The 18,781-nt window shown below is 67.1% G+C and carries 20 protein-coding genes; 7 read left to right on the top strand and 13 right to left on the bottom strand.

Annotated elements, in window-relative coordinates:
- Positions 1-38 precede the first annotated feature (38 nt).
- Positions 39-434, top strand: a complete 396-nt coding sequence (locus ACZ1JC_RS14245) for a hypothetical protein (protein ID WP_465136234.1) — start codon at positions 39-41, stop codon at positions 432-434.
- A gap of 212 nt (positions 435-646) precedes the next feature.
- Here the strand turns inward: ACZ1JC_RS14245 and ACZ1JC_RS14240 are convergent, their stop codons facing one another.
- The 4 genes from ACZ1JC_RS14240 to ACZ1JC_RS14225 are packed head-to-tail and all read right to left on the bottom strand — an operon-like array spanning position 647 to position 3,463.
- A complete protein-coding gene (locus ACZ1JC_RS14240) occupies positions 647-1,315 on the bottom strand; it encodes a MotE family protein (protein WP_465136235.1) in 669 nt (222 codons plus the stop codon).
- Positions 1,312-1,911, bottom strand: a complete 600-nt coding sequence (locus ACZ1JC_RS14235) for a DUF6468 domain-containing protein (RefSeq protein WP_465136236.1) — start codon at positions 1,909-1,911, stop codon at positions 1,312-1,314. The genes ACZ1JC_RS14240 and ACZ1JC_RS14235 overlap by 4 nt, the downstream gene beginning before the upstream one ends.
- A complete protein-coding gene (gene fliM, locus ACZ1JC_RS14230) occupies positions 1,908-2,930 on the bottom strand; it encodes a flagellar motor switch protein FliM (protein ID WP_465136237.1) in 1,023 nt (340 codons plus the stop codon). Before fliM ends, ACZ1JC_RS14235 begins: the two co-directional genes overlap by 4 nt.
- Complete coding sequence (locus ACZ1JC_RS14225) at positions 2,927-3,463, bottom strand: flagellar basal body-associated FliL family protein (RefSeq protein WP_465136238.1); 537 nt, start codon at positions 3,461-3,463, stop codon at positions 2,927-2,929. Before ACZ1JC_RS14225 ends, fliM begins: the two co-directional genes overlap by 4 nt.
- Before the next feature lie 151 nt (positions 3,464-3,614).
- On the opposite strand from ACZ1JC_RS14225, the gene ACZ1JC_RS14220 reads away from it, so the two are divergent.
- The 6 genes from ACZ1JC_RS14220 to ACZ1JC_RS14195 all read left to right on the top strand — a co-directional run bounded on the left by ACZ1JC_RS14220 (position 3,615) and on the right by ACZ1JC_RS14195 (position 9,968).
- Positions 3,615-4,358 (top strand): flagellar hook-basal body complex protein, encoded by a 744-nt coding sequence (locus ACZ1JC_RS14220; RefSeq protein ID WP_465136239.1) that lies wholly within the window; start codon positions 3,615-3,617, stop codon positions 4,356-4,358.
- Positions 4,359-4,410: 52 nt separating this feature from the next.
- On the top strand, positions 4,411-5,196 hold the full coding sequence (gene flgG, locus ACZ1JC_RS14215; RefSeq protein ID WP_465136240.1) for a flagellar basal-body rod protein FlgG: 786 nt from the start codon (positions 4,411-4,413) through the stop codon (positions 5,194-5,196).
- A 5-nt stretch (positions 5,197-5,201) separates the two neighbouring features.
- Entirely contained in the window at positions 5,202-5,651 is a 450-nt protein-coding gene (gene flgA, locus ACZ1JC_RS14210; protein ID WP_465136241.1) for a flagellar basal body P-ring formation chaperone FlgA, read from the top strand.
- Positions 5,652-5,680: 29 nt separating this feature from the next.
- On the top strand, positions 5,681-6,448 hold the full coding sequence (gene flgH / locus ACZ1JC_RS14205) for a flagellar basal body L-ring protein FlgH (protein WP_465136242.1): 768 nt from the start codon (positions 5,681-5,683) through the stop codon (positions 6,446-6,448).
- Between the two features lie 410 nt (positions 6,449-6,858).
- Positions 6,859-7,698 (top strand): flagellin, encoded by an 840-nt coding sequence (locus tag ACZ1JC_RS14200; RefSeq protein ID WP_465136243.1) that lies wholly within the window; start codon positions 6,859-6,861, stop codon positions 7,696-7,698.
- A gap of 380 nt (positions 7,699-8,078) precedes the next feature.
- Entirely contained in the window at positions 8,079-9,968 is a 1,890-nt protein-coding gene (locus ACZ1JC_RS14195; protein WP_465136244.1) for a methyl-accepting chemotaxis protein, read from the top strand.
- A gap of 98 nt (positions 9,969-10,066) precedes the next feature.
- Here ACZ1JC_RS14195 and cobU read toward each other — a convergent pair whose 3' ends face one another.
- From cobU to ACZ1JC_RS14150, 9 genes are read right to left on the bottom strand one after another with little or no spacing between them, the layout of a single operon-like run.
- Positions 10,067-10,573: a bifunctional adenosylcobinamide kinase/adenosylcobinamide-phosphate guanylyltransferase gene (cobU, locus tag ACZ1JC_RS14190; protein WP_465136245.1), complete on the bottom strand. Its 507-nt coding sequence runs from the start codon at positions 10,571-10,573 to the stop codon at positions 10,067-10,069.
- Positions 10,570-12,024, bottom strand: a complete 1,455-nt coding sequence (locus tag ACZ1JC_RS14185; RefSeq protein WP_465136246.1) for a cobyric acid synthase — start codon at positions 12,022-12,024, stop codon at positions 10,570-10,572. The genes cobU and ACZ1JC_RS14185 overlap by 4 nt, the downstream gene beginning before the upstream one ends.
- On the bottom strand, positions 12,012-12,965 hold the full coding sequence (gene cbiB, locus ACZ1JC_RS14180; RefSeq protein ID WP_465136247.1) for an adenosylcobinamide-phosphate synthase CbiB: 954 nt from the start codon (positions 12,963-12,965) through the stop codon (positions 12,012-12,014). Before cbiB ends, ACZ1JC_RS14185 begins: the two co-directional genes overlap by 13 nt.
- A complete protein-coding gene (locus ACZ1JC_RS14175; protein ID WP_465136248.1) occupies positions 12,958-13,953 on the bottom strand; it encodes a threonine-phosphate decarboxylase in 996 nt (331 codons plus the stop codon). The genes cbiB and ACZ1JC_RS14175 overlap by 8 nt, the downstream gene beginning before the upstream one ends.
- Entirely contained in the window at positions 13,950-14,663 is a 714-nt protein-coding gene (gene cobS, locus ACZ1JC_RS14170) for an adenosylcobinamide-GDP ribazoletransferase (protein ID WP_465138594.1), read from the bottom strand. Before cobS ends, ACZ1JC_RS14175 begins: the two co-directional genes overlap by 4 nt.
- On the bottom strand, positions 14,663-15,247 hold the full coding sequence (locus ACZ1JC_RS14165; protein ID WP_465136249.1) for a histidine phosphatase family protein: 585 nt from the start codon (positions 15,245-15,247) through the stop codon (positions 14,663-14,665). Before ACZ1JC_RS14165 ends, cobS begins: the two co-directional genes overlap by 1 nt.
- Positions 15,244-16,266 (bottom strand): nicotinate-nucleotide--dimethylbenzimidazole phosphoribosyltransferase, encoded by a 1,023-nt coding sequence (gene cobT, locus ACZ1JC_RS14160; protein WP_465136250.1) that lies wholly within the window; start codon positions 16,264-16,266, stop codon positions 15,244-15,246. The genes ACZ1JC_RS14165 and cobT overlap by 4 nt, the downstream gene beginning before the upstream one ends.
- A complete protein-coding gene (locus ACZ1JC_RS14155; RefSeq protein ID WP_465136251.1) occupies positions 16,263-16,670 on the bottom strand; it encodes a DUF1636 domain-containing protein in 408 nt (135 codons plus the stop codon). The genes cobT and ACZ1JC_RS14155 overlap by 4 nt, the downstream gene beginning before the upstream one ends.
- Positions 16,670-18,637, bottom strand: coding sequence for a TonB-dependent receptor plug domain-containing protein (locus ACZ1JC_RS14150; RefSeq protein ID WP_465136252.1), 1,968 nt, complete (start codon positions 18,635-18,637; stop codon positions 16,670-16,672). The genes ACZ1JC_RS14155 and ACZ1JC_RS14150 overlap by 1 nt, the downstream gene beginning before the upstream one ends.
- Positions 18,638-18,781: the final 144 nt, after the last annotated feature.

The following is an 18,781-nucleotide window of genomic DNA, read 5'->3' as shown; positions in this document are numbered from 1 at the left end:
CCATTGCCGGCGAAACAGTACAGATGCCGGAGTACCGAATGCCCCGTAGCGCCCTCTTTGCCTTCATGGCCCTCGCCACCGCCGGAATGGCGCCCGAGGCGACGCAAGCGGTGCCTTTCAGCCCGGCCAATCTGGTCAAGCTGGACCAGATCGACACGCCGATCGTCGATGCCGGCCGAATCGATGGCGTTATGCATGTGCAGCTGGTGGTGGAAACCAATTCCGCCGCCACGGCGAGCGACCTTGCCAAGCGGATGCCCGAACTGCGCGCCGCCTCGCTGGCGGCCTCGATCGAGTTCGCCCGGCTGCGCGCATCGCCGTTCACCGCGCTGGATGTGTCCAAGCTGTCGCAATCGCTCACGCCCGCGCTGCAGCGCGTCGATCCCGGCATTGCGCGTGTGCTTATCGTGCGTGCCACCGCCTTTCGCAGCTGACCGGAAGACCGGTCCGATCACGGCGGCGCTCTAGCCGCCACGGGCAGCCGCGCAACTGAAAACGCGGTAATGTCCCGGCATGGGGCACAAGTAGCTGATATCGAAGCGCGAATCGCACTAGGCCCGGTTTCCGGGCGGGCGTCGCGATCTGCTGAAATGCAAATGGATCCGAAGCGCGGTGGCTCCGGATCCATTGCTTCATTCCGCGCGAATCACTTCGCGGCGGGTGTCGTCTGTCCCGGTGCCTTGCCCCCTCGGGCCAACGCCGCCGGCGCCGGTGCTGGAGGACGCCCGCGCACGACCTTGCGGCCGGCCAGAGACATCGAAAGTTCCACCGCCGCGCTGGGCGTCATGTAGGACATGATCTGCGCGGTGACGGAATCGCGCATCCGCCGGGCGACCTGTGCCTGCACTTCCAGATCGAGCTTCTCGAAGATCGGCGCGGCGCGCTGCGGCTTCATGCGCTGGTAGATCTGCGCCAGGGTGTCGTAGGGCACCTCCGGCTGATCCGCGCCGGGCTGGCCCGGACGGGACGGCGCCGCGCCCGGATCGGGCTGCCCCTGCTGCTGGCCCTGCAACTGGCCGGCCAGCCGGGTTTCCCCGGCGCGCACGGCCTGTTCGCGCATTTCCAGCTTGCGCCGTTCGGCAGCGGCATCGCGATCGCGCTTGCCCAGCGCATCCTGCAACGACGCGCCAAGGCGGCCCGACGATGCATTGCCGGCGCCCGGGTCCGGTGCGGCCAGTGCCATGGCATTGGCCACGACCGCCGCCCCGGCGACACCCAGCATCAGCCGCGATGGCTGGGCCAGGCTGCGCAGCGCGTTGACCGCCCTGACCTTACCGGTGACCCGGACCGGCAAATTGGCCGAAGCGGTTGTCATGCGGCGGCGCGCTTACGGCGGGCCGACGGGTGCATGACGATCTCGGCCGAGATTTCCTTGGCTTCGGCCACGGCGGCGGCGATGGCCGCTTCCACGCTATCATCGGCGGCAGCAACGGCGGCGATCTTCGGTGTGGCGACCTTGGGCTTCGCGGTGCGCGTGCGGGTCGTCTTGCGGGCGCCGCCACGGCTGGAGGTGCGCTTCGCGGCAACCTTTTCCTCGCCCGCTTCGCCGGCCACGACGTCGGCCTTGGCAGCAGGCTTGCGCGTGGTCTTCTTCGGCGCGCTGAGCTCGGTGGCGGCGACGATGCGATCGGCCACGGCATTGCCGATCCCGACCATGTCGGCCAGTTCGTCCCGCATGGCTTCGGCATCGGCGATCGTGCGGGCCTGGGCCATGCCGTCGGTCGCCAGTACGCGCTTCAGTTCGCCCAGCACGGCTCGGGCCTGCGCGGTCGCGCGTTCAAGGCTGGCCACGCCCTCGGTCAGCGGCGCATTGCGGAATGCGCGCATACGGCGGTCGATCCGCCAGCCCTGCACCATCACGGCGGAGCAGAGCGGGATCAGCGTGAAGTTGATCATGGTGGCAGTGTTCACTTCGGATACCCCCTTGAGATGTCGTTCGCCATGCGGACGGCAATGTTTCTGGAACGCTGCCCGATATGCGCGATGCCCAGCGGGACGCCGCCGCACTGGACCTGAAGCGCATCGTTCGGGCTTTGACTGAAAGCTATGGTCTGGCCGACCTTGAGGTTCATGACGTCGCGCAGAGACATCTGCTTTTCGCCCAGAACCACGTCGACCGTCACTTCGGTCTGGGAAAGTTCGCTGGCCATGTGCGCCGCCCACATGCGGTCACGCCCCAGCTTTTCGCCCATGAAGCGCTGCAGCAGCTTGTTGCGCACCGGTTCGATGGTGGCATAGGGCAGCAGCACGCTGAACTTGCCGCCGCGCCCTTCCATGTCGACGCGGAAGGTTGCCACGGCAGCGATGTTGCTGGGCCCGGCGATGGCGGCGAAGCGCGGGCTGGCCTCCATGCGTTCCACCTGCATCGTCACCGGCTCGATCGCCTCGAACGCCTGCGACAGGTCATCCAGCGCCAGCTGCACCATGCGCGAAACCAGCATGGTCTCGATCGTGGTGAAGGCGCGACCTTCCACGCGCATCGGCTTGCTGCCCTTGCGCCCGCCCAACAGGGCATCGACCACCGCGTAGATCAGGCTCGATTCCACAGTGACGACGCCGTAGTTTTCCCACTCGGTCACCTGAAACACGCCGAACATCGCCGGCAGCGCCACGCGGTTCATGAACTCGCCGAAGCGGGTGGAGGTGATCTCCTCCAGGCTGACGTCGATCGCGTCGGACGTCAGGTTGCGCATGCTGGTGGCGAACGTGCGCACCATGCGTTCGCACACCACTTCCAGCATCGGCAGCCGTTCGTGGCTGATGACGTTGGATTCGATGACCGCCTTCAGGCCGCTCTTGGTCTGGGCGGGCGCATCGGCGTCGAACCCGAACAGCGCGTCGATACCCGCCTGGTCGAACGTATCGCCGACCATGTCCTCCATCTTGGGCGGATCAGGCAGCAGGAAATCGTCGAAATCGTCGTCGTTCATTGCTGGATCAAGTCCTGAATGAGCACGTCCGTGACCATGCCGGGGCCAAGCGCCTGGGTAGAGCGGCGCAGCATCTCTTCCTTGATGCGGAACACCGCCGCCGACCCGTCAAGGTCTTCGGGGCGCAGTTCGCGCAGGAAGGGTTGCAGCGAATCCAGCACCAGCGGCAGCTTTTCCTTGACCGTGTTGGCCTTGCCCTCGTCCGCCGCGACGATGATCACGCGCAGCTTCAGGAACCGCGCCGATGCATCGCTGCCGCGCAGGTTCACCACCATCGACGGCACTTCGACATAGGAAGACTTGCCCGGCGATGCCGCTTCGGAACCGCCTTCCGAACCACCTTCAGACGAGGCGCTCTCGCTGGCGTGGCCGCCGCTGCTGCCGCCGGCAAACTTGGTATAGCCGTAATAGCCCACGCCGCCGCCGATCAGCAGCACGGCCGCAGCCGCGCCGATCAGGATCATGCGCTTGCGCGACGGCTTACTTTCGTCCGCATCGACGGGCGCAACGTCGATGATCTCTTCGTCCGACACTTTCGAACCCCCTTGGCTCCTCGCGAAACGGTGCGGAAATCGAAATCCTCGATACCGACCGCATTCGCGTTTTCGCCTCTATTATAGGAGGACCAAGCGGCAAATTCTGCCTGGTGCCGAAAACCGCTAACTTTTTCTCGGGATGCCGGAAATGGACGTTTCCTCCTTCGTTCTGCTGAGCCACGAGCAGGCCCTGCGCCGCCAGTTGGACATCGTCGCCAACAACATGGCGAACACCAGCACCGTGGGTTACAAGCGCGAACAGGCGCTGTTTCACGAATATGTAGAGACCGCACAGCAGGCCCCGGTGGAGGATGCGCGCAAGACGTCGTTCGTGCTGGATTTCGGCACCGTGCACGACACTGCGCAAGGTTCGTTCCAGTCCACCGGCAACCCGCTGGACGTGATGATCGACGGCGCCGGCTATCTGAATGTCGAAAGCCCGGACGGCGGCGTGGTCTATACGCGCGCGGGATTCATCAAGGTTCTCCAGAACGGTGACCTTGCCACTTCCGGCGGGCAGCGCCTGCTGGACGAGAACGGCCGCCCGATCAACGTGCCGGCAGACCAGCAGGCCGGGCTGAACATTGCCGAGGACGGCACCGTGATGGGCAGCACCGGCCCGCTCGGCCGCCTGGCCGTCACCACCTTCGGCAACGAAAGCACGGTCGATCCGCGCGGCGACGGCATGTTGACCGGCACCGGCGGCACGATGCTGACGGCGGCGCAGACCAAGCTCAAGAGCGGCGGCGTCGAAGCCTCGAATGTCGAGCCGATTACCGAAACCACGCACATGGTGGAAATCCTGCGCTCGTACCAGACCAGCCAGCGGCTTTCCGCCGATCTGGCGGACATGCGCAAGAAGGCCATCGATCGCCTGAGCAAGGTCGGCTGAACCCGCCTCACTTTCACTCTGATTTCACGCCCGTTTCCACGAAGGAGTCATCATGCGTTCGCTCTCCATCGCCTCGACCGGCATGCTCGCGCAGCAGACCAACGTCGATGTCATCTCGAACAACATCGCCAACATGAACACCACCGCGTTCAAGCGTCAGCGCGCGGAATTCCAGGATCTGCTCTACCAGCAGGTCTCGCGCCCCGGCGCCACCACCAGCTCGGACGGCACGCAGGTTCCCACCGGCATCCAGCTCGGCGCGGGTGTGAAGACCGGCGGCATCTACCGCATCACCGAACAGGGCGCGCTGACCAACACCGGCAATACCTATGACCTTGCCGTCGACGGTCAGGGCTATTTCCAGATCATGCTGCCCTCGGGCGACCTCGCCTATACCCGCGCCGGCTCGTTCCAGCTTTCGGATCAGGGCGAACTCGTCACCACCGACGGCTACCGCGTCCAGCCCGACATCACGATCCCGCAGGGCGCCACCAGCGTTTCGGTTTCGAAGACCGGCGAAGTGCAGGTGAAGCTGGACGGCCAGACCCAGATGCAGACCGTCGGCCAGCTCGAACTGGCGACCTTCGTCAATGAAGCCGGCCTCGAAGCCATCGGCTCGAACATGTACCTCGAAACCGGCGCATCGGGTCAGCCGACCGTCGCCAACCCCGGTGAGCCGGGCTTCGGTTCGCTCAGCCAGGGCTTCGTCGAAGCATCGAACGTCAACCCGGTCTCCGAAATCACCTCGCTGATCACCGCGCAGCGCGCCTACGAGATGAACAGCCGCGTGCTGAAGACCGCCGACGAAATGCTCCAGACCTCCACGCAGACGGGTTGAGGACGATGACCGCCGCGATCCTGCTCATGCTGGCGGCAGCAGCTCCGGCTGCTGTCGCACCCGCCGCTCCCGCCACGATCCAGGCGCCGGTGCTCGCCCGCACGGTAGAGCGCGGCGAGAAGCTGGCCGCCGGGGACTTCACCCGGGGCCCGGTGTCCCCCAATGCCGCGCGCGGCATGCTGGCCCCGGCAGAGGCGGCCGGGCAGGAAGCGACGCACCGCATCATGGCGGGCGCCCCGGTGCGCGCCGCCGATGTCGTCCAGCCGCGCGTGGTGCGGCGGGGCGAAGCGGTGACGATCTCGTTCGTCACCGGCGCGCTGACGATCACCTCTGCCGGCCGCGCGATGAGCGATGCCGGCAAGGGTGAGCCGGTGCGCGTGTTCAACACCGCCACCGGCCGCACGCTCGACGGCATTGCCGATGCGCCGGGCCAGGTCAGCATCCCGGTCCACTGAGGCCTGAGAGAAGCCAGGATTTTTCGATCATGAAATCGACTTATACCCGCCTCGTACCGGTCCTCATGGCCGCCACGCTGCTCTCCGGCTGCGGTGCGGTCGGCCGCCTGAAGAACGTGGGCAAGGCGCCGAAGATGAGCGAATCCGAAGCGCCGGTGGCCCCGCGCGTCGAACCGTCGATCGGCAACCAGGGCGTGGCCGATCGCGGCGCGGTGGACGATCCGGCTTTGGCAGAGGGCGCCCGCGGCGCATCGCTGTTCCGCACCGGCGCGGGCGCATTCTTCCACGACCAGCGCGCCTCACGCGTGGGCGACATCGTGACGATCCGCATCAACATCGCGGACAACGCGCAAGTGGACAACAGCACCACCCGCACGCGCGACGGCAAGGAAACCGCCGGCGTCGCCGCGCTCTTGGGTCTGCAATCGCACATCCAGAAGCTGACCGGATCCGATCCCTCTGCGCTGACCGATACCAGTTCCTCGTCCAGCGCCGTGGGCGTGGGCAAGACCCAGCGCAGCGAACAGATCAACATGACCATCGCCGCCTCGGTGATCGGCGTGCTGCCCAACGGCAACCTGCAGATTCGCGGCCGTCAGGAAGTGCGCGTGAACTACGAGTTGCGCGAACTCGTCGTCACCGGCGTGATCCGTCCGGAAGACATCGCCCGCGACAATTCGATCAAGCATTCGCAGATCGCCGATGCCCGCATCAGCTACGGCGGACGCGGCCAGCTGACCGACGCGCAGCAGGCGCGCTGGGGCCAGCAGATCTACGACGCGCTGTTCCCGTTCTGATGCCGACTTCCTAATGGTGACTCTGTAAAACGATCCCGTCGTCCCCGCGAAGGCGGGGATCCCGCTTTCTTCTTGCGAGGTCGCAGAAAAAAGCGGCCCCCCGCCTTCGCGAGGGCGACGAAGAGTTAAGCCGAAGAACAGTCTTCCGAGAGCAGTCTCTCTCGTACCCGAAAGGGCGTCGCCGGAAGGCGGCGCCCTTTCTCCGTTTCAAGCCGTCATATCGGGACGACGACGGCGCCAACCCGGCAAATTTTGCCTACCGCACAAATAATTAGCGCCAATCGCAACGAACCTCTCACACGCCTTCCTAGAAGACTCGTGCAGGCCTGAAGAAACAGGACCGCACGCGGACCGGCGTACCCCGGTTCAGGCCGCAGAACCGGCCTCAATATTCTAGAAGGAATGAAACAATGGCGTTTTCCGTCAACACCAATGCCGGTGCAATGGCTGCCCTGCAGTCGCTGAATGCCACCAACAAGGCCATGAACACCACCCAGAGCCGCATCAACACCGGTCTGAACGTTGCTTCGACCAAGGATGACTCGGCCAAGTACACCGTCGCGCAGACCCTGCGTGGCGACCAGGGTGGTCTCACCGCGGTTACCTCGTCGCTCAACAACGCCAAGTCGGTTGTTGACGTCGCGGTTTCGGGCACCGAGCAGATCTCGGACCTCATCAACGACATGAAGTCCAAGGCCTACGAAGCTGCCTCCGCAACGGACTCGGGCACGCTCAGCGCGCTTCAGAAGGACTACGACGGCCTCAAGGCTCAGATCGACTCGATCATCTCGTCGTCGGACTTCAACGGCGTCAACCTGCTCGACAGCAGCGGCGGTTCGGTCAGCTCGCTGCAGACGCTCGACACCGGCAACCTGCTGAGCGTCGGCACTGTGAACCTCGCCTCGGCGAAGGGTTCGTCGACCGTCGAGCTGGGTGACCTGTCCGGCAGCACCGACCTTGCTTCGGCCACGTCGGCTGCGACCACCGTCGACAACCTCGATGCACTGTCGGACGCTCTGAACGACAAGCTCAGCACCCTGGGTGCCGCTTCGCGTCAGATCGACGGTCAGCTGGACTTCACCAGCAACCTCAGCGACGTGATCGAGACCGGCATCGGCAACCTCGTCGACGCCGACCTCGCCAAGGAATCGGCGAAGCTTCAGGCCCTGCAGGTCCAGCAGCAGCTGGGCGTTCAGGCTCTGTCGATCGCCAACCAGGCACCGCAGACGATCCTGTCGCTCTTCCGTTAAGAGAGACTGGCGGCCAGCCCCCAAGCAGAAGGCCGAAACGTCTTGAAGGCCAGGGTGGTTCGCCACCCTGGCCTTTTTTTTTCGTTTGGAAGGGGGGGTTTTGCGAAAATGCCAAAAGGGCATTTTCGAAATGCGGCACCAGCCCACTCCCCCACCCGACCACCCATCAGGATACACTCGTGGGAGGTCGGGTGGGGGAGTGGGCTGGTGCCGCCAAAATCCGCCTTCAGCGGATTTTCAAACCGACTTCCCAGTGAGGGCCCCGGGCCTGAACGCGCACACAAATGACCGCGCACGGCGGCCGAACGGCACCATCATCCTATAATAATTGTGGCGCGCCGATGGCAGACCGCCCCCTTCAAGCTGGAATTGGACCTAAGATGCTTGATTCACTCAATAATTGGCGGTTGCCTAAAAAGCTGCTGGCCGCCTTTGCCCTGCTCGGCATCATGCTGGGCGCTGTTGGGCTCAATGGATTTATTTCGACCCGGGAACTGAACGCGATCGCGCAGACCCATGTGCAACGCGGCGTTGGCGGCATGTCGGCGCTTGCCGACGTGATCAGCAACGTCAAGGAACTGCGCATCATCGTCTACAGCTACTACAATGCTGCCGACGCCGAGGACGCCTCCAAGCTGCGTGACCGCCTGAAGGCCGGCAACGAGGCACTGATCAAGTCGATCGACGCTTTCGACGCCGTCGCCGACGATTCGCTGTCACCCGAAGTGTCCGAGATGCGCCGCCAGGCGCTGGACCTGGGCCGCGTCAACGACCACGTGTTCGAACTGCGCACCAAGGGCGATTTCCCCGGCGCGATGGCCTCCATCAAGAAGGAAGGCAAGGCCGCCTCGCACGACACGATCGCGCAGGCGCAGAAGCTGATCGACCTGATGCGCCAGCGCACCGCGCAGAAGGCCGCCGACGGTGAGGCCACTGCGAATATCGCGATCACGCTGGCGATCAGCCTTGCCAGCATCGGCATCGTCACCATCGTGCTGGTGTGGCTGGCGATCAATCGCTCGGTCGCCGTGCCCATGGGCCGCATCGCCGAAGTGACCACCATTCTGGCCGAAGGCGGCAAGGCCGATGTGCCCTACCGCGAACGTGGTGACGAAATCGGCGAGATTGCCGAAGCCGTCGAACAGTTCCGCGTCGCCGCCGAAGCCCGCGCCGAGATCGATGCCCAGCATGCGAAGGAACAGGAAGTCGTCACCTCGACCCTGCGCTCCAGCCTGCAGGCGATCAGCGAGGGCGATCTGACCCAGTCGATCACCGCCGACTTCCCGCCCGCCTACGCCGAGCTGAAGAACAACTTCAACCTGGCCGTCGGCGCGCTGCGCGATCTGATCGGCGCGGTGACCGAAAGCGCCACCGCCATCCGCACGGGTTCGAGCGAGATCGCCCAGGCTTCCGAGGATCTGGCCCGCCGCACCGAAAGCAATGCGGCCAGCCTTGAGGAAACCTCCGCCGCAATCACCCAGATGGACGAGCGTCTGCGCGTTACCGCCGCCGCCGCCGGCCGCACCGTGCAGCGCGCGGACGGCGCGATGGGCGTGGTCGAATCCGGCCGCTCCATCGCCGATGAGGCGGTGCAGGCGATGGGCCGCGTCAGCGAAAGCGCTAAGGGCATCGACTCGGTTATCGAAGGGCTCGACAAGATCGCCTTCCAGACCCGCGTGCTTGCCATGAACGCCGCCGTCGAGGCGGGCCGTGCCGGCGATGCCGGTCGCGGCTTCGCGGTCGTGGCCGATCTCGTCTCGGCGCTCGCCATGCGCTCGGAAGAAGAAGCCAAGCGCGCCCGCGAACAGCTGACCGCGACGCAAGCCGACATCGGCACCGCCGTGCAGGCCGTGCAGCGTGTCGACGGCGCCCTGCAGAACATTTCGGGCGACGTGACCGAAGTGCACACGCTGCTGAGCGACATCGCCACCGACAACCAGGCGCAGTCCTCGACGATCACGCAGATCAGCGCGGCGATCGGCACGATGGATCAGGCCACGCAGCAGAACGCGGCGATGGTGGAGGAAACCTCCGCCGCCGCACGCAACCTCAACAGCGAAGTCACCTCGCTGTCGGACCGCGCGGCGATGTTCCGCGTGGGCAACGAGGCGCGTTCCTATTCGGCACGCCCCGCTCCGGCTCCGGCCTCGGCGCCTGCACCCGCCCCGCGCGCGGTTCCGGCGGCGATCACCACCAGCCAGATCGCGCCCCGCAAGCCCGCGGCCGTCGCGCTGGCGACCGGTCAGGACGATGACTGGATGGATTTCTGACGAACTAACCCGGAACCCGGTCGAACTTGCGCAAGCGGGGGAGTCCGGGTTCTGACCTGAGGGGGCCGCCTGTCCGCAGGCGGCCCCTTTTTTATGCGCTACTTCAGGCGCAGCGGCAGCCCGGCAGCGACAAAAAGGACTCTGTCCGCCACCGCCGCAACCTGCTGGTTCAGCCGCCCCGCCTCATCACGAAACGCGCGGCCCAGCGGCGTTTCGGGCACGAGCCCCAACCCGACTTCGTTGGAAACCAGCGCCAGCGGCACCGGGCAATCGGCGATCGCGCTGCACAGCGCCTCGAACTGCGGCGGCAGCGGCACTTCGGCCAGCATCAGGTTGGACAGCCAGAGCGTCAGGCAATCGACCAGCACGGCATCGGCCTCCGCCGCTGCGCGGGCGATGCCGCCCACAAGGTCCAGCGGCGCCTCCAGCGTGAACCAGCGCGGCCCCCTCTCCTCGCGGTGGCGGGCGATCCGCGCATCCATCTCGTCATCGAGCGCCTGACCGGTGGCGACATAGACCAGCCGGCCGGGAAACGCCTCGATCAGGCCCTGCGCATGGCGGCTCTTGCCCGAACGCGCGCCGCCGAGAACGAAAGTGCTGGTCATGCGCGATACTCCGTCAGCGCGAGTAGGCCATCGATGTCGAGGTGCTCTTCCATCGCGGCGGCGAGTTCGTCCAGCGCGGCATCGACTTCGGCATGATGGTCGCGGCGGTCGCTGGCGATGCCGAGGCGGGCGAGCAGTTCGGCGCGCAGATCGGTGGAGGCGAGCAGGCCGTGGCAATAGGTTCCGATCACCCGCCCGGTGGGATCGATCGCGCCGTCAGGTCGGTCGCCCTCCAGCATGGCGAAGGGGGCGCCTCTGCGCCGTTCAGTGATGCCTAGGTGCATCTCATAGCCGGTTAGGTTCACCCCAAAAGCCGTGCCCGAAACCTCGCGCAGGGCCTTGCGTTCGCCCAGCACGGTCGTCACGTCGAGCAGGCCCAGACCCGGCATTTCGCCCGGCGCGCCCTCGATCCCCAGCGGATCGGCAATACGGCGGCCCAGCATCTGAAAGCCGCCGCAGATGCCCAGGATCATGCCGCCGCGCCGGTGGTGCGCCAGCACGTCGATATCCCAGCCCTCGGCCCGCATGAAGGCAAGGTCCGCCAAAGTCGCCTTGGAGCCGGGCAACACGATCAGCGCGGCTTCGGCGGGGATCGGTGTGCCGGGCGGAATCATCGCCACTTCCACACCGGATTCCTGCCGCAACGGGTCGAGATCGTCGAAATTGGCGATGCGCGGTAGGATCGGGCAGGCGACCAGCAACTTGCCCGAACCGCCTCCCAGCCCGCGTTCCAGCACCACGGCATCCTCGCTGGGCAGGCGGCCGACCGCGCTCTGCCACGGCAGCACGCCATAGCCGCGCCAGCCGGAACGCTGCTCGATCGCGGCATAGCCATCGGCGAATAGCGCCGGATCGCCGCGAAACTTGTTGATCAGGAAGCCCCGGATTTGCGCGGCATCCTCCGGCTCGATCACCGCGCGGGTGCCCACCAGCGAGGCGATCACCCCGCCGCGATCGATATCGCCGATCAGCACCACCGGCACATCGGCTTCACGCGCGAAGCCCATGTTGGCGATGTCCCCCGCGCGCAAGTTGATCTCCGCCGGGGAGCCGGCGCCTTCCACCACCACAAGATCGCACTGCGCTTCCAGCCGGCGATAGCTGGCCATGACTTCGGGCAACAGCGTGCGGCGCGCCTCGCGGAAATTGGCGCTTCCCAGAGTGCCGCGCACTTGCCCATGGACCACGAGCTGCGACGTGCGATCCGCCTGCGGCTTCAGCAGCACCGGGTTCATATCGACATGCAGCGGCACGCGCGCGGCCAGCGCCTGAAGTGCCTGCGCGCGGCCGATCTCGCCGCCTTCTGGCGTGACGGCGGCATTGTTGGACATGTTCTGCGGCTTGAACGGCAAGACGCGCAGCCCCCGGTTGGCGAGCGCGCGGCACAGCCCCGCCACCATGACCGATTTGCCGACGTCCGAGCCGGTTCCCTGCAACATCAAGCCAGCCATGATACTCCCAACACTGCGATTCCCGCCGCAACCAGCCCAAGCAGCGCGCAAGCCCGCCGATAGATCGTCAACGCCCGCCGCACATCCGCCGCGCCGGCATCGCGGCCCTCCTCCCCGATCCACGGCTTGTTCGCAAGTTCGCCGTCGTAGACCACCGGGCCCGCCAGTCGCACGCCCAGCGCGCCGGCCATGGCCGCTTCGGGCCAGCCAGCATTGGGCGAGGCATGGCGGCCATGATCGCGCGCCAGTACCCGCCAGCCGCGCCCGCCGGCAAGGCAGAGCAGCACGCCCGCCAGCCGCGCCGGGATCAGGTTCGCCAGATCGTCGATCCGCGCCGCCGCCCAGCCATAGGCGCGCAGCGGTTCCTCGGGATGGCCGATCAGACTGTCGGCCGTGTTGATCGCCTTGTAGGCCCAGACGCCCGGCAATCCGCCGACCAGCAGCCAGAACAGCGGCGCGGCGACGCCATCGCAGAAGCTTTCGGCCAGACTTTCGATGGCGGCGCGGGCCACGCCGGCTTCATCCAGTTCCCCCGTCTCGCGCCCGACGATCATGCCCACGGCGCGGCGGGCGCGGGGCAGGTCTCCGCCCTCCAGCGCGGCCAGCACCGGGCGGACGTGATCGTCCAGACTACGCGCGGCCAGCGCGGGCCAGGCCAGCAGCGACAACACGGCCCAAGCCAGGCATCCCGTCCCGGCGCGGACGCCCACCGTGATCGCAAGACAGGCCGCTGCAACGGCCGCAATCAACAATAGCATCGCCGCCAGCCCGGCTCCGCGCCGCACGGCCGCCGGCCATTGCGGACGATTCAATGCACGCTCGCACCCGCTGATGATCCGGGCGAAGAGGCCGACCGGATGCCCGATCCGCGCATAGAGCCACGATGGCCAGCCGAACGCGGCGTCCAGCGCCAGCGCGGCGAAAGCGATCGGCTCAGCCATCGCTCGATTTGGCGCCTAATGCGGCGTCGAGCCGGGCCAGCGCTGCGCCATCGGCGGGAACCCCTAAGCGCAGCCAGCCGGGATCGGATGCGAAAGGCCGCACCAGAATGTGGCCGCGGGCAAGGCGTTCGAAAATGGTCTCCGCCGCGCAGCCGGTGACGAGACGGAACAGCGGACATGCGCCCTGCGGTTCGAGACCGTGACGGCGCAGCACGGCATCCAGCGCCGCCGCGCGAAGGGGCAAGCCGTCCCGCGTCGATGCAATCCAGCCGGCATCGGCATAGGCAGCCGCACCGATTTCAAGCGCGGCGGTGTGGATCGGCCAGCTGCCCATGACATCGCGCAAAGCGGTGAGGATTGCAGGCGGCGCCAGCACAAATCCGAGCCGCAATCCGGCAAGCCCGAAGAACTTCCCGAAGGAGCGCAGCACGATTAGGCGGCCTTCCGGGTGGACGGCCGAGGCGACGCTCATGCCGTCATGGCAATCGGCAAAGGCCTCATCGACGATCAACCAGCCACCGTGCCGGGCGATCCGGCCTGCCCAGTCCAGCACCTGATCCGGCGCGCGCAGAGCGCCATCGGGATTGTTGGGATTGGCCATCACGACGACTTCGCCCGCCCCCGGCGCGTCATCGAACTCGATCGGCCGGGACAGTGCGAAAGCCTCCACATGGCTGCGATAGCAGGGCACCAGCGCCCGGCCCGGCAGGTCGAGTATCCGCGCCAGCAGGCGCAGCGCCGTCTCGCTGCCCGGCACCGCGCAGCACAGCGCCGGATCGACGCCGAAATGCCGCGCCGCCGTTGCCTCCAGCCGCGTCAGCGCATCGGGATCGGGCAAGGCGTGCCAGTCCGGCGTCAGCTCCTGCGGGATCGGCCATGGACGCGGGTTCAGCCCGGTCGAAAGGTCCAGCCAGTCCGCGGGCGCTCCGCCGAACAGCCGCGCCGCTTCGTCCACCCGTCCGCCATGGTGGAGGAAACGGGCGATCATGACAGCGCCACCAGAGCGGCCAGCAGCGCGGTTTCGACCAGTTCGATGCCGGCGCCGTGGCCATCGCCGGAAATGCCGCCGATGCGTTTGCCCAGCCAGCCCGCCCAGAGCGGCACGACCAGAAACAGCACAAGCAGCGGCGGCGCCACGAACAGTCCGGCCACGGCCGCCAGCACGCTCCAAGCGGCAACATGGGGCCAGCCCACCGCGCGGCGGAACCGCGTGCCCAGCCCTTCGTGCAGCGGCGGCAGCGCCAAAGTCCACGCCAGCGGCCCGATCCGCGCGAGCACTGGCACCAGCAGCAATGCCCACACCTGCCCAAGACCCAGCGCGTGAAGCAGCACCAGCTTCGATAGCAGTTGCAGCACGATGGCGACCACGCCGAAGCTGCCGATGTGCGGATCGGCCAGCACGGCGGAAACCCGCTCGCGGTCCTTGTGCGCCGCGCCGGATGCATCGGCGATATCGCCCAGTCCGTCGAGGTGGAGCGCCCCGGTCATACCGACCCAGGCCAGCAGCCCCACCAGCGCGGCAACCCAATCTGCGCCGAGGCGTGCGCCCAGCCACCATGCGCCGGCCACCGCCGCGCCCACCACCAGCCCGGTCAGTGGAAACCAGCGGATCGACTTGGCAAAATCGTCCTCGTCCGCACGCACCATCGGCAATGGCAGCCGCGTCATGAACTGCAGGGCAAGGACGATCTGCCGGATCATCCCTGATTCCTCTCCAGCGCGACGATCTGGGCGGAGGGAAGGCGCCCGCCCGTCTCCGGCCAGAGGCGCAGGCTCAGCACCGCGCCATAGCCCAGCTCGAACGCCCATACCTGCCGGTGATCGAAGCCGAACAGCACCGAAAGCGCCGCGCGCATGGTGCCGCCGTGGGTGATGACAAGGCTGGAGCGCTGGATGCCGAGCAGCGCGTCCGAAACACGCGCGCGCAATTGCGACCAGCGCTCTCCGCCCGGCGGGGCGCAAGCGTCGGGATCGTCCCAGAACCGCGCCTGCACCGCCGGATCGAGCGCATCGGGCGCCAGCCCGTCCCACGCACCGAAATCGAGTTCGCGCCAGCGCCGGTCGGCCTGATGCGTCAGCTTGCGCAGCGCCGCGATCTGGCGCGCCGGAATGCGCGCGCGCGACAGGTCGGAACTGAGGACTTGCGCGAATTCCAGCTTTTCGGCCCGTACCACGCAGCGCGCCGTGCCCGATGGCAGCGGCAGATCGTCACGATGGCCGAGCAGCAGCCCTGGCTCGCTGGGCTCGCCATGGCGCATCAGGTGCAGCAGGATGCCGTTCACGCGGCGTCTTTCCCGGCGACCGCCGCCTCCGCAAACGTCGCCATTCCGGCATGGGCGGCCAGGGCCGAGCGCACGATCTGCGCCGCCACCGCCGCGCCCGATCCCTCACCCAGACGCATGCCCAGATGCAGCAGCGGATCCAGCCCCAGCTTTTCCAGCAGGCGCACATGCCCGCCTTCGGCCGAGCAATGCGCGGCGATGCAGTGATCCAGCGCGCCCGCATTGTCCGCCTGCAGCGGTGCCACTGCGGCGCAGCAGATGAACCCGTCCAGCAACACCGGAATTCCGTGATGCCGCGCTGCCAGAACGGCGCCGGCCATCGCCGCGATCTCGCGCCCGCCGAGGCGGCGCAGGGTTTCGAACGCGTCGGTGCAGGCGGCGCCGTGCAGCGCCAGTGCCGCCGCCACGGCATCGGCCTTGCGCGCCACGCCCTGATCGTCGACCCCGGTGCCGCGCCCGGTCCAGTCCCGCGCGGCCCCGCCGAAGACTTGTGCGCAAAGCGCGGCTGCGGGCGTGGTGTTGCCGATGCCCATCTCGCCCACGAACAGCAGGTCCAGACCGGGTAGCACCGATGCCGCGCCGATGTTCAGCGCCTCCAGGCATTCGGCCTCGCTCATCGCCGGTTCGGCGGTGATGTCACCGGTCGGCCGGTCGAGGTCGATGGGAACGACAGACAGTTCAGCGCCGCAGGCCTGCGTCAAGGCATTGATCGCCGCCCCGCCCGCTAGGAAGTTGGCGACCATCTGGTGCGTCACTTCGGGCGGATAGGCGCTGACCCCGCGCGCGGCGACGCCGTGATTGCCCGCGAAGACCACCGCGCCGATCCGGTCCGCGCGCGGCTTTTCGCGGCCCTGCCAGCCGGCCATGAACACCGCGATCTCCTCCAGCCGGCCCAGCGAACCGGCCGGCTTGGTCAGTACCGCCTGCCGGCCCTCGGCCGCGGCGACGGCAGCGGCATCGGGCGCGCGAAGCTGTGCAAGCGCGGCGGCGAAAGCGGCGCGATCGGCGAACATGGTCATGTGCAGATAAATCCCTCTGGCGGGGTGCGCGTGATGAAATGGCCCTTCACGCCATCCGGCCACTGTCGATAGGGCACCTGCCCCTCTTCGCTGGCCGCATGGCGCGCGGCATATTCCAGCACGGCGCGCGCAGCCTCTTCACCGGGCGTGAAATCGCCCAGCACATAGCCGACCTTGCCCGGCGCGCGGATGTGCACGGTGCAATGGCGCTGGCAGGCGAACAGGCAGGCCGTTTCCTGAACGGCCACGCCCTGCAATTCCGGATCGGCGGCCTGCACTTCGCGCATGGCCTCTGCCAGCAAGGCGCCGCCGCGCCGACCGCCGTCGTCCTCGCGCGCTTCTGCCGAAAGACGGCAGGTGTTGCACACGACCACGGATGGCCCCGGCGCGACGGCGCGCAGCATCAGAACTGGCTCCGGATGCCGAAGTAGACCGTTCGGCCAAGCTGGCTATAGCCGGCTACCGTCTCATAGTCCTTGTCGGTCAGGTTCTCGATCCGGCCCTGCAGCATCAGCCCGGGCATCACCTGCCACTGCGCGCGCAGATCCAGCAGCCAGTAATCGTCCAGCTTGGCAGTGCCGGTGGCGGCATTGTAGCTTTCACCCGAATAGCGCGCGGCCAGGCTGGCGCGGATGCCCTGCGGCAGATCCACGCCGCCCTCGATATTGGCGAGATGACGCGGCACGCGCTGCAGCTGGCGGCCATACGTGCTGCTGTCCGGCGTGCGGTCTTCCGCTTCGATCAGGCTGTAGTTGCCGTCCAGGAACAGCACCTTCCACTTGGCCGATGCCGCCAGTTCCAGACCTTGCGCATGGGCCTTGCGGACATTGGCGTAGTAGCCGAAGCGCGTGGTATCGGTGCCCGGCACATAGCAGATGTCGGGCAAGGTGCCGCTGGTGGGGCAATAGGCAAAGTCGATCAGATTGTCGGTATTGCGCTGGAACCAGGTGGCGGAGACATGGAGCAGTTCGCCCAGGCTCTGCTCGGCGCCCACTTGCCAGCCCTTGGCCTTTTCGGGCTTGAGGTTAGCCACGCCATAGTCGCTGAACATCTGGTAGAGCGAAGGCGCCTTGTACCCCTGGTCGTAGCTGGCACGAAGCACCGTCTTGCCTTCGTTCGGCGTGTAAGCCGCGCCGGCGCTGAACACCGTGTTGCCGCCGAAGCGCGACTGGTGATCGTACCGTGCGCCGCCGTTCACGGTCAGCCCGGTCACCGGCGTAACCCGCAGCTCGCCGTAGACGCTGTTCGTGTCCACCTTGTACGGCGTGGGGGTATAGGGCGTGGTGCTGTTGGTGGGGGACGCGGTGGTCATGCGCTGCTCCTCGCGCTCGGCGCCGAACACGGCCTGCACGGCCTCTGAGAAGCTGTAGGTACCCTGATATTCGTAACGGCGCACGCGGCCATGCGCGTCGAAAGTGATCTGGCGGATATTGCGCGTGGGATCGTAGTTCGCGCGGTCTGTCTCGGTCTGCGTCACCGCCACGCGGTTGACCAGCTTGCCGTCCAGCAGCGCGAAGTTCAGCCCGGCATAGCCCGACCATTCCTCGGTCCGGCCATAGGCCTGCGAATCGCCCGCAGTGCCGTCGAATTCATTGCGCGAGTTGGACCAGTATCCCCGCAGATCGAGCGATACGCCGGGCGCCACGCGGAACGTCATCGTGCCGTTGGCCGAAGTGCGGGTGAAGCCGTCATCCTCTGTGCCGGTGTCGCGCGCCGAAATGCCGTCGGTGGTGAAGCGCGATGCGGAGACGCGCCAGTCGATCGCGTCCGACGTGCCGCCGATCCCGGCGCGGGCGGATACGGTGTCATGCGTGCCCGCTTCCACCGCGAAATTGCCTTCCAGCGGCTTGGTGGGCTTGCGGGTGGTCACATTGATGACGCCGCCGATGGCATCGCTGCCCCACAGGATCGACTGCGGGCCGCGCAGGATCTCGATCCGATCGATATCGTCGGTGAAGAGCGTGGAAAATCCGTAGCCGCCGGCGGTGGAGGAAGCGTCGGACAGGCGCATCCCGTCGATCACCATCACGCTCTGCCCCGCGTCCGCGCCGCGAATGCGCACACTGGTGGTGGTGCCATAACCGCCGTTGCGCGAAAGACTGATGCCGGGCGTGCGCAGCAGCACGTCGGTCACGGCGATCGGCTGGGCGGCGGTGATCTGCGCATCGTCAAGCACGGTGATCGTCTGGGCGACGCGGTCGGCCTCCACCGGGGTACGCAGCGCGGTGACGACGATGCCGTCTCCTCCTGCACCGGCGCCCGAATCAGCTCCGGCATCGGCGGCATCCGCAGCCCGGGCGACGGTGGGGACGGCGATGGAGACGAGTGCCAGCGCAAGCGGGCTGGCGGCGGTGAGAATGGGGTACTTCATGGCATTTCCTTCGATACAGTCGTCGAAGCTCCAGCCAAAGGCAGCGGCACGAAGAACACGCGGGCGCGCGCTCGGCATCGCTGCCGGGCGCTCGGACGGCGTACCCCGCGCCGGCGCTGGTCCGGCGGAGCAGTGGCTGTCGTT

Source organism: Sphingomonas sp. BL-S-28, assembly GCF_055521515.1.
The sequence above is the reverse complement of the archived record's forward strand: the minus strand, read 5'-3'. Positions and strand labels throughout refer to the sequence as shown.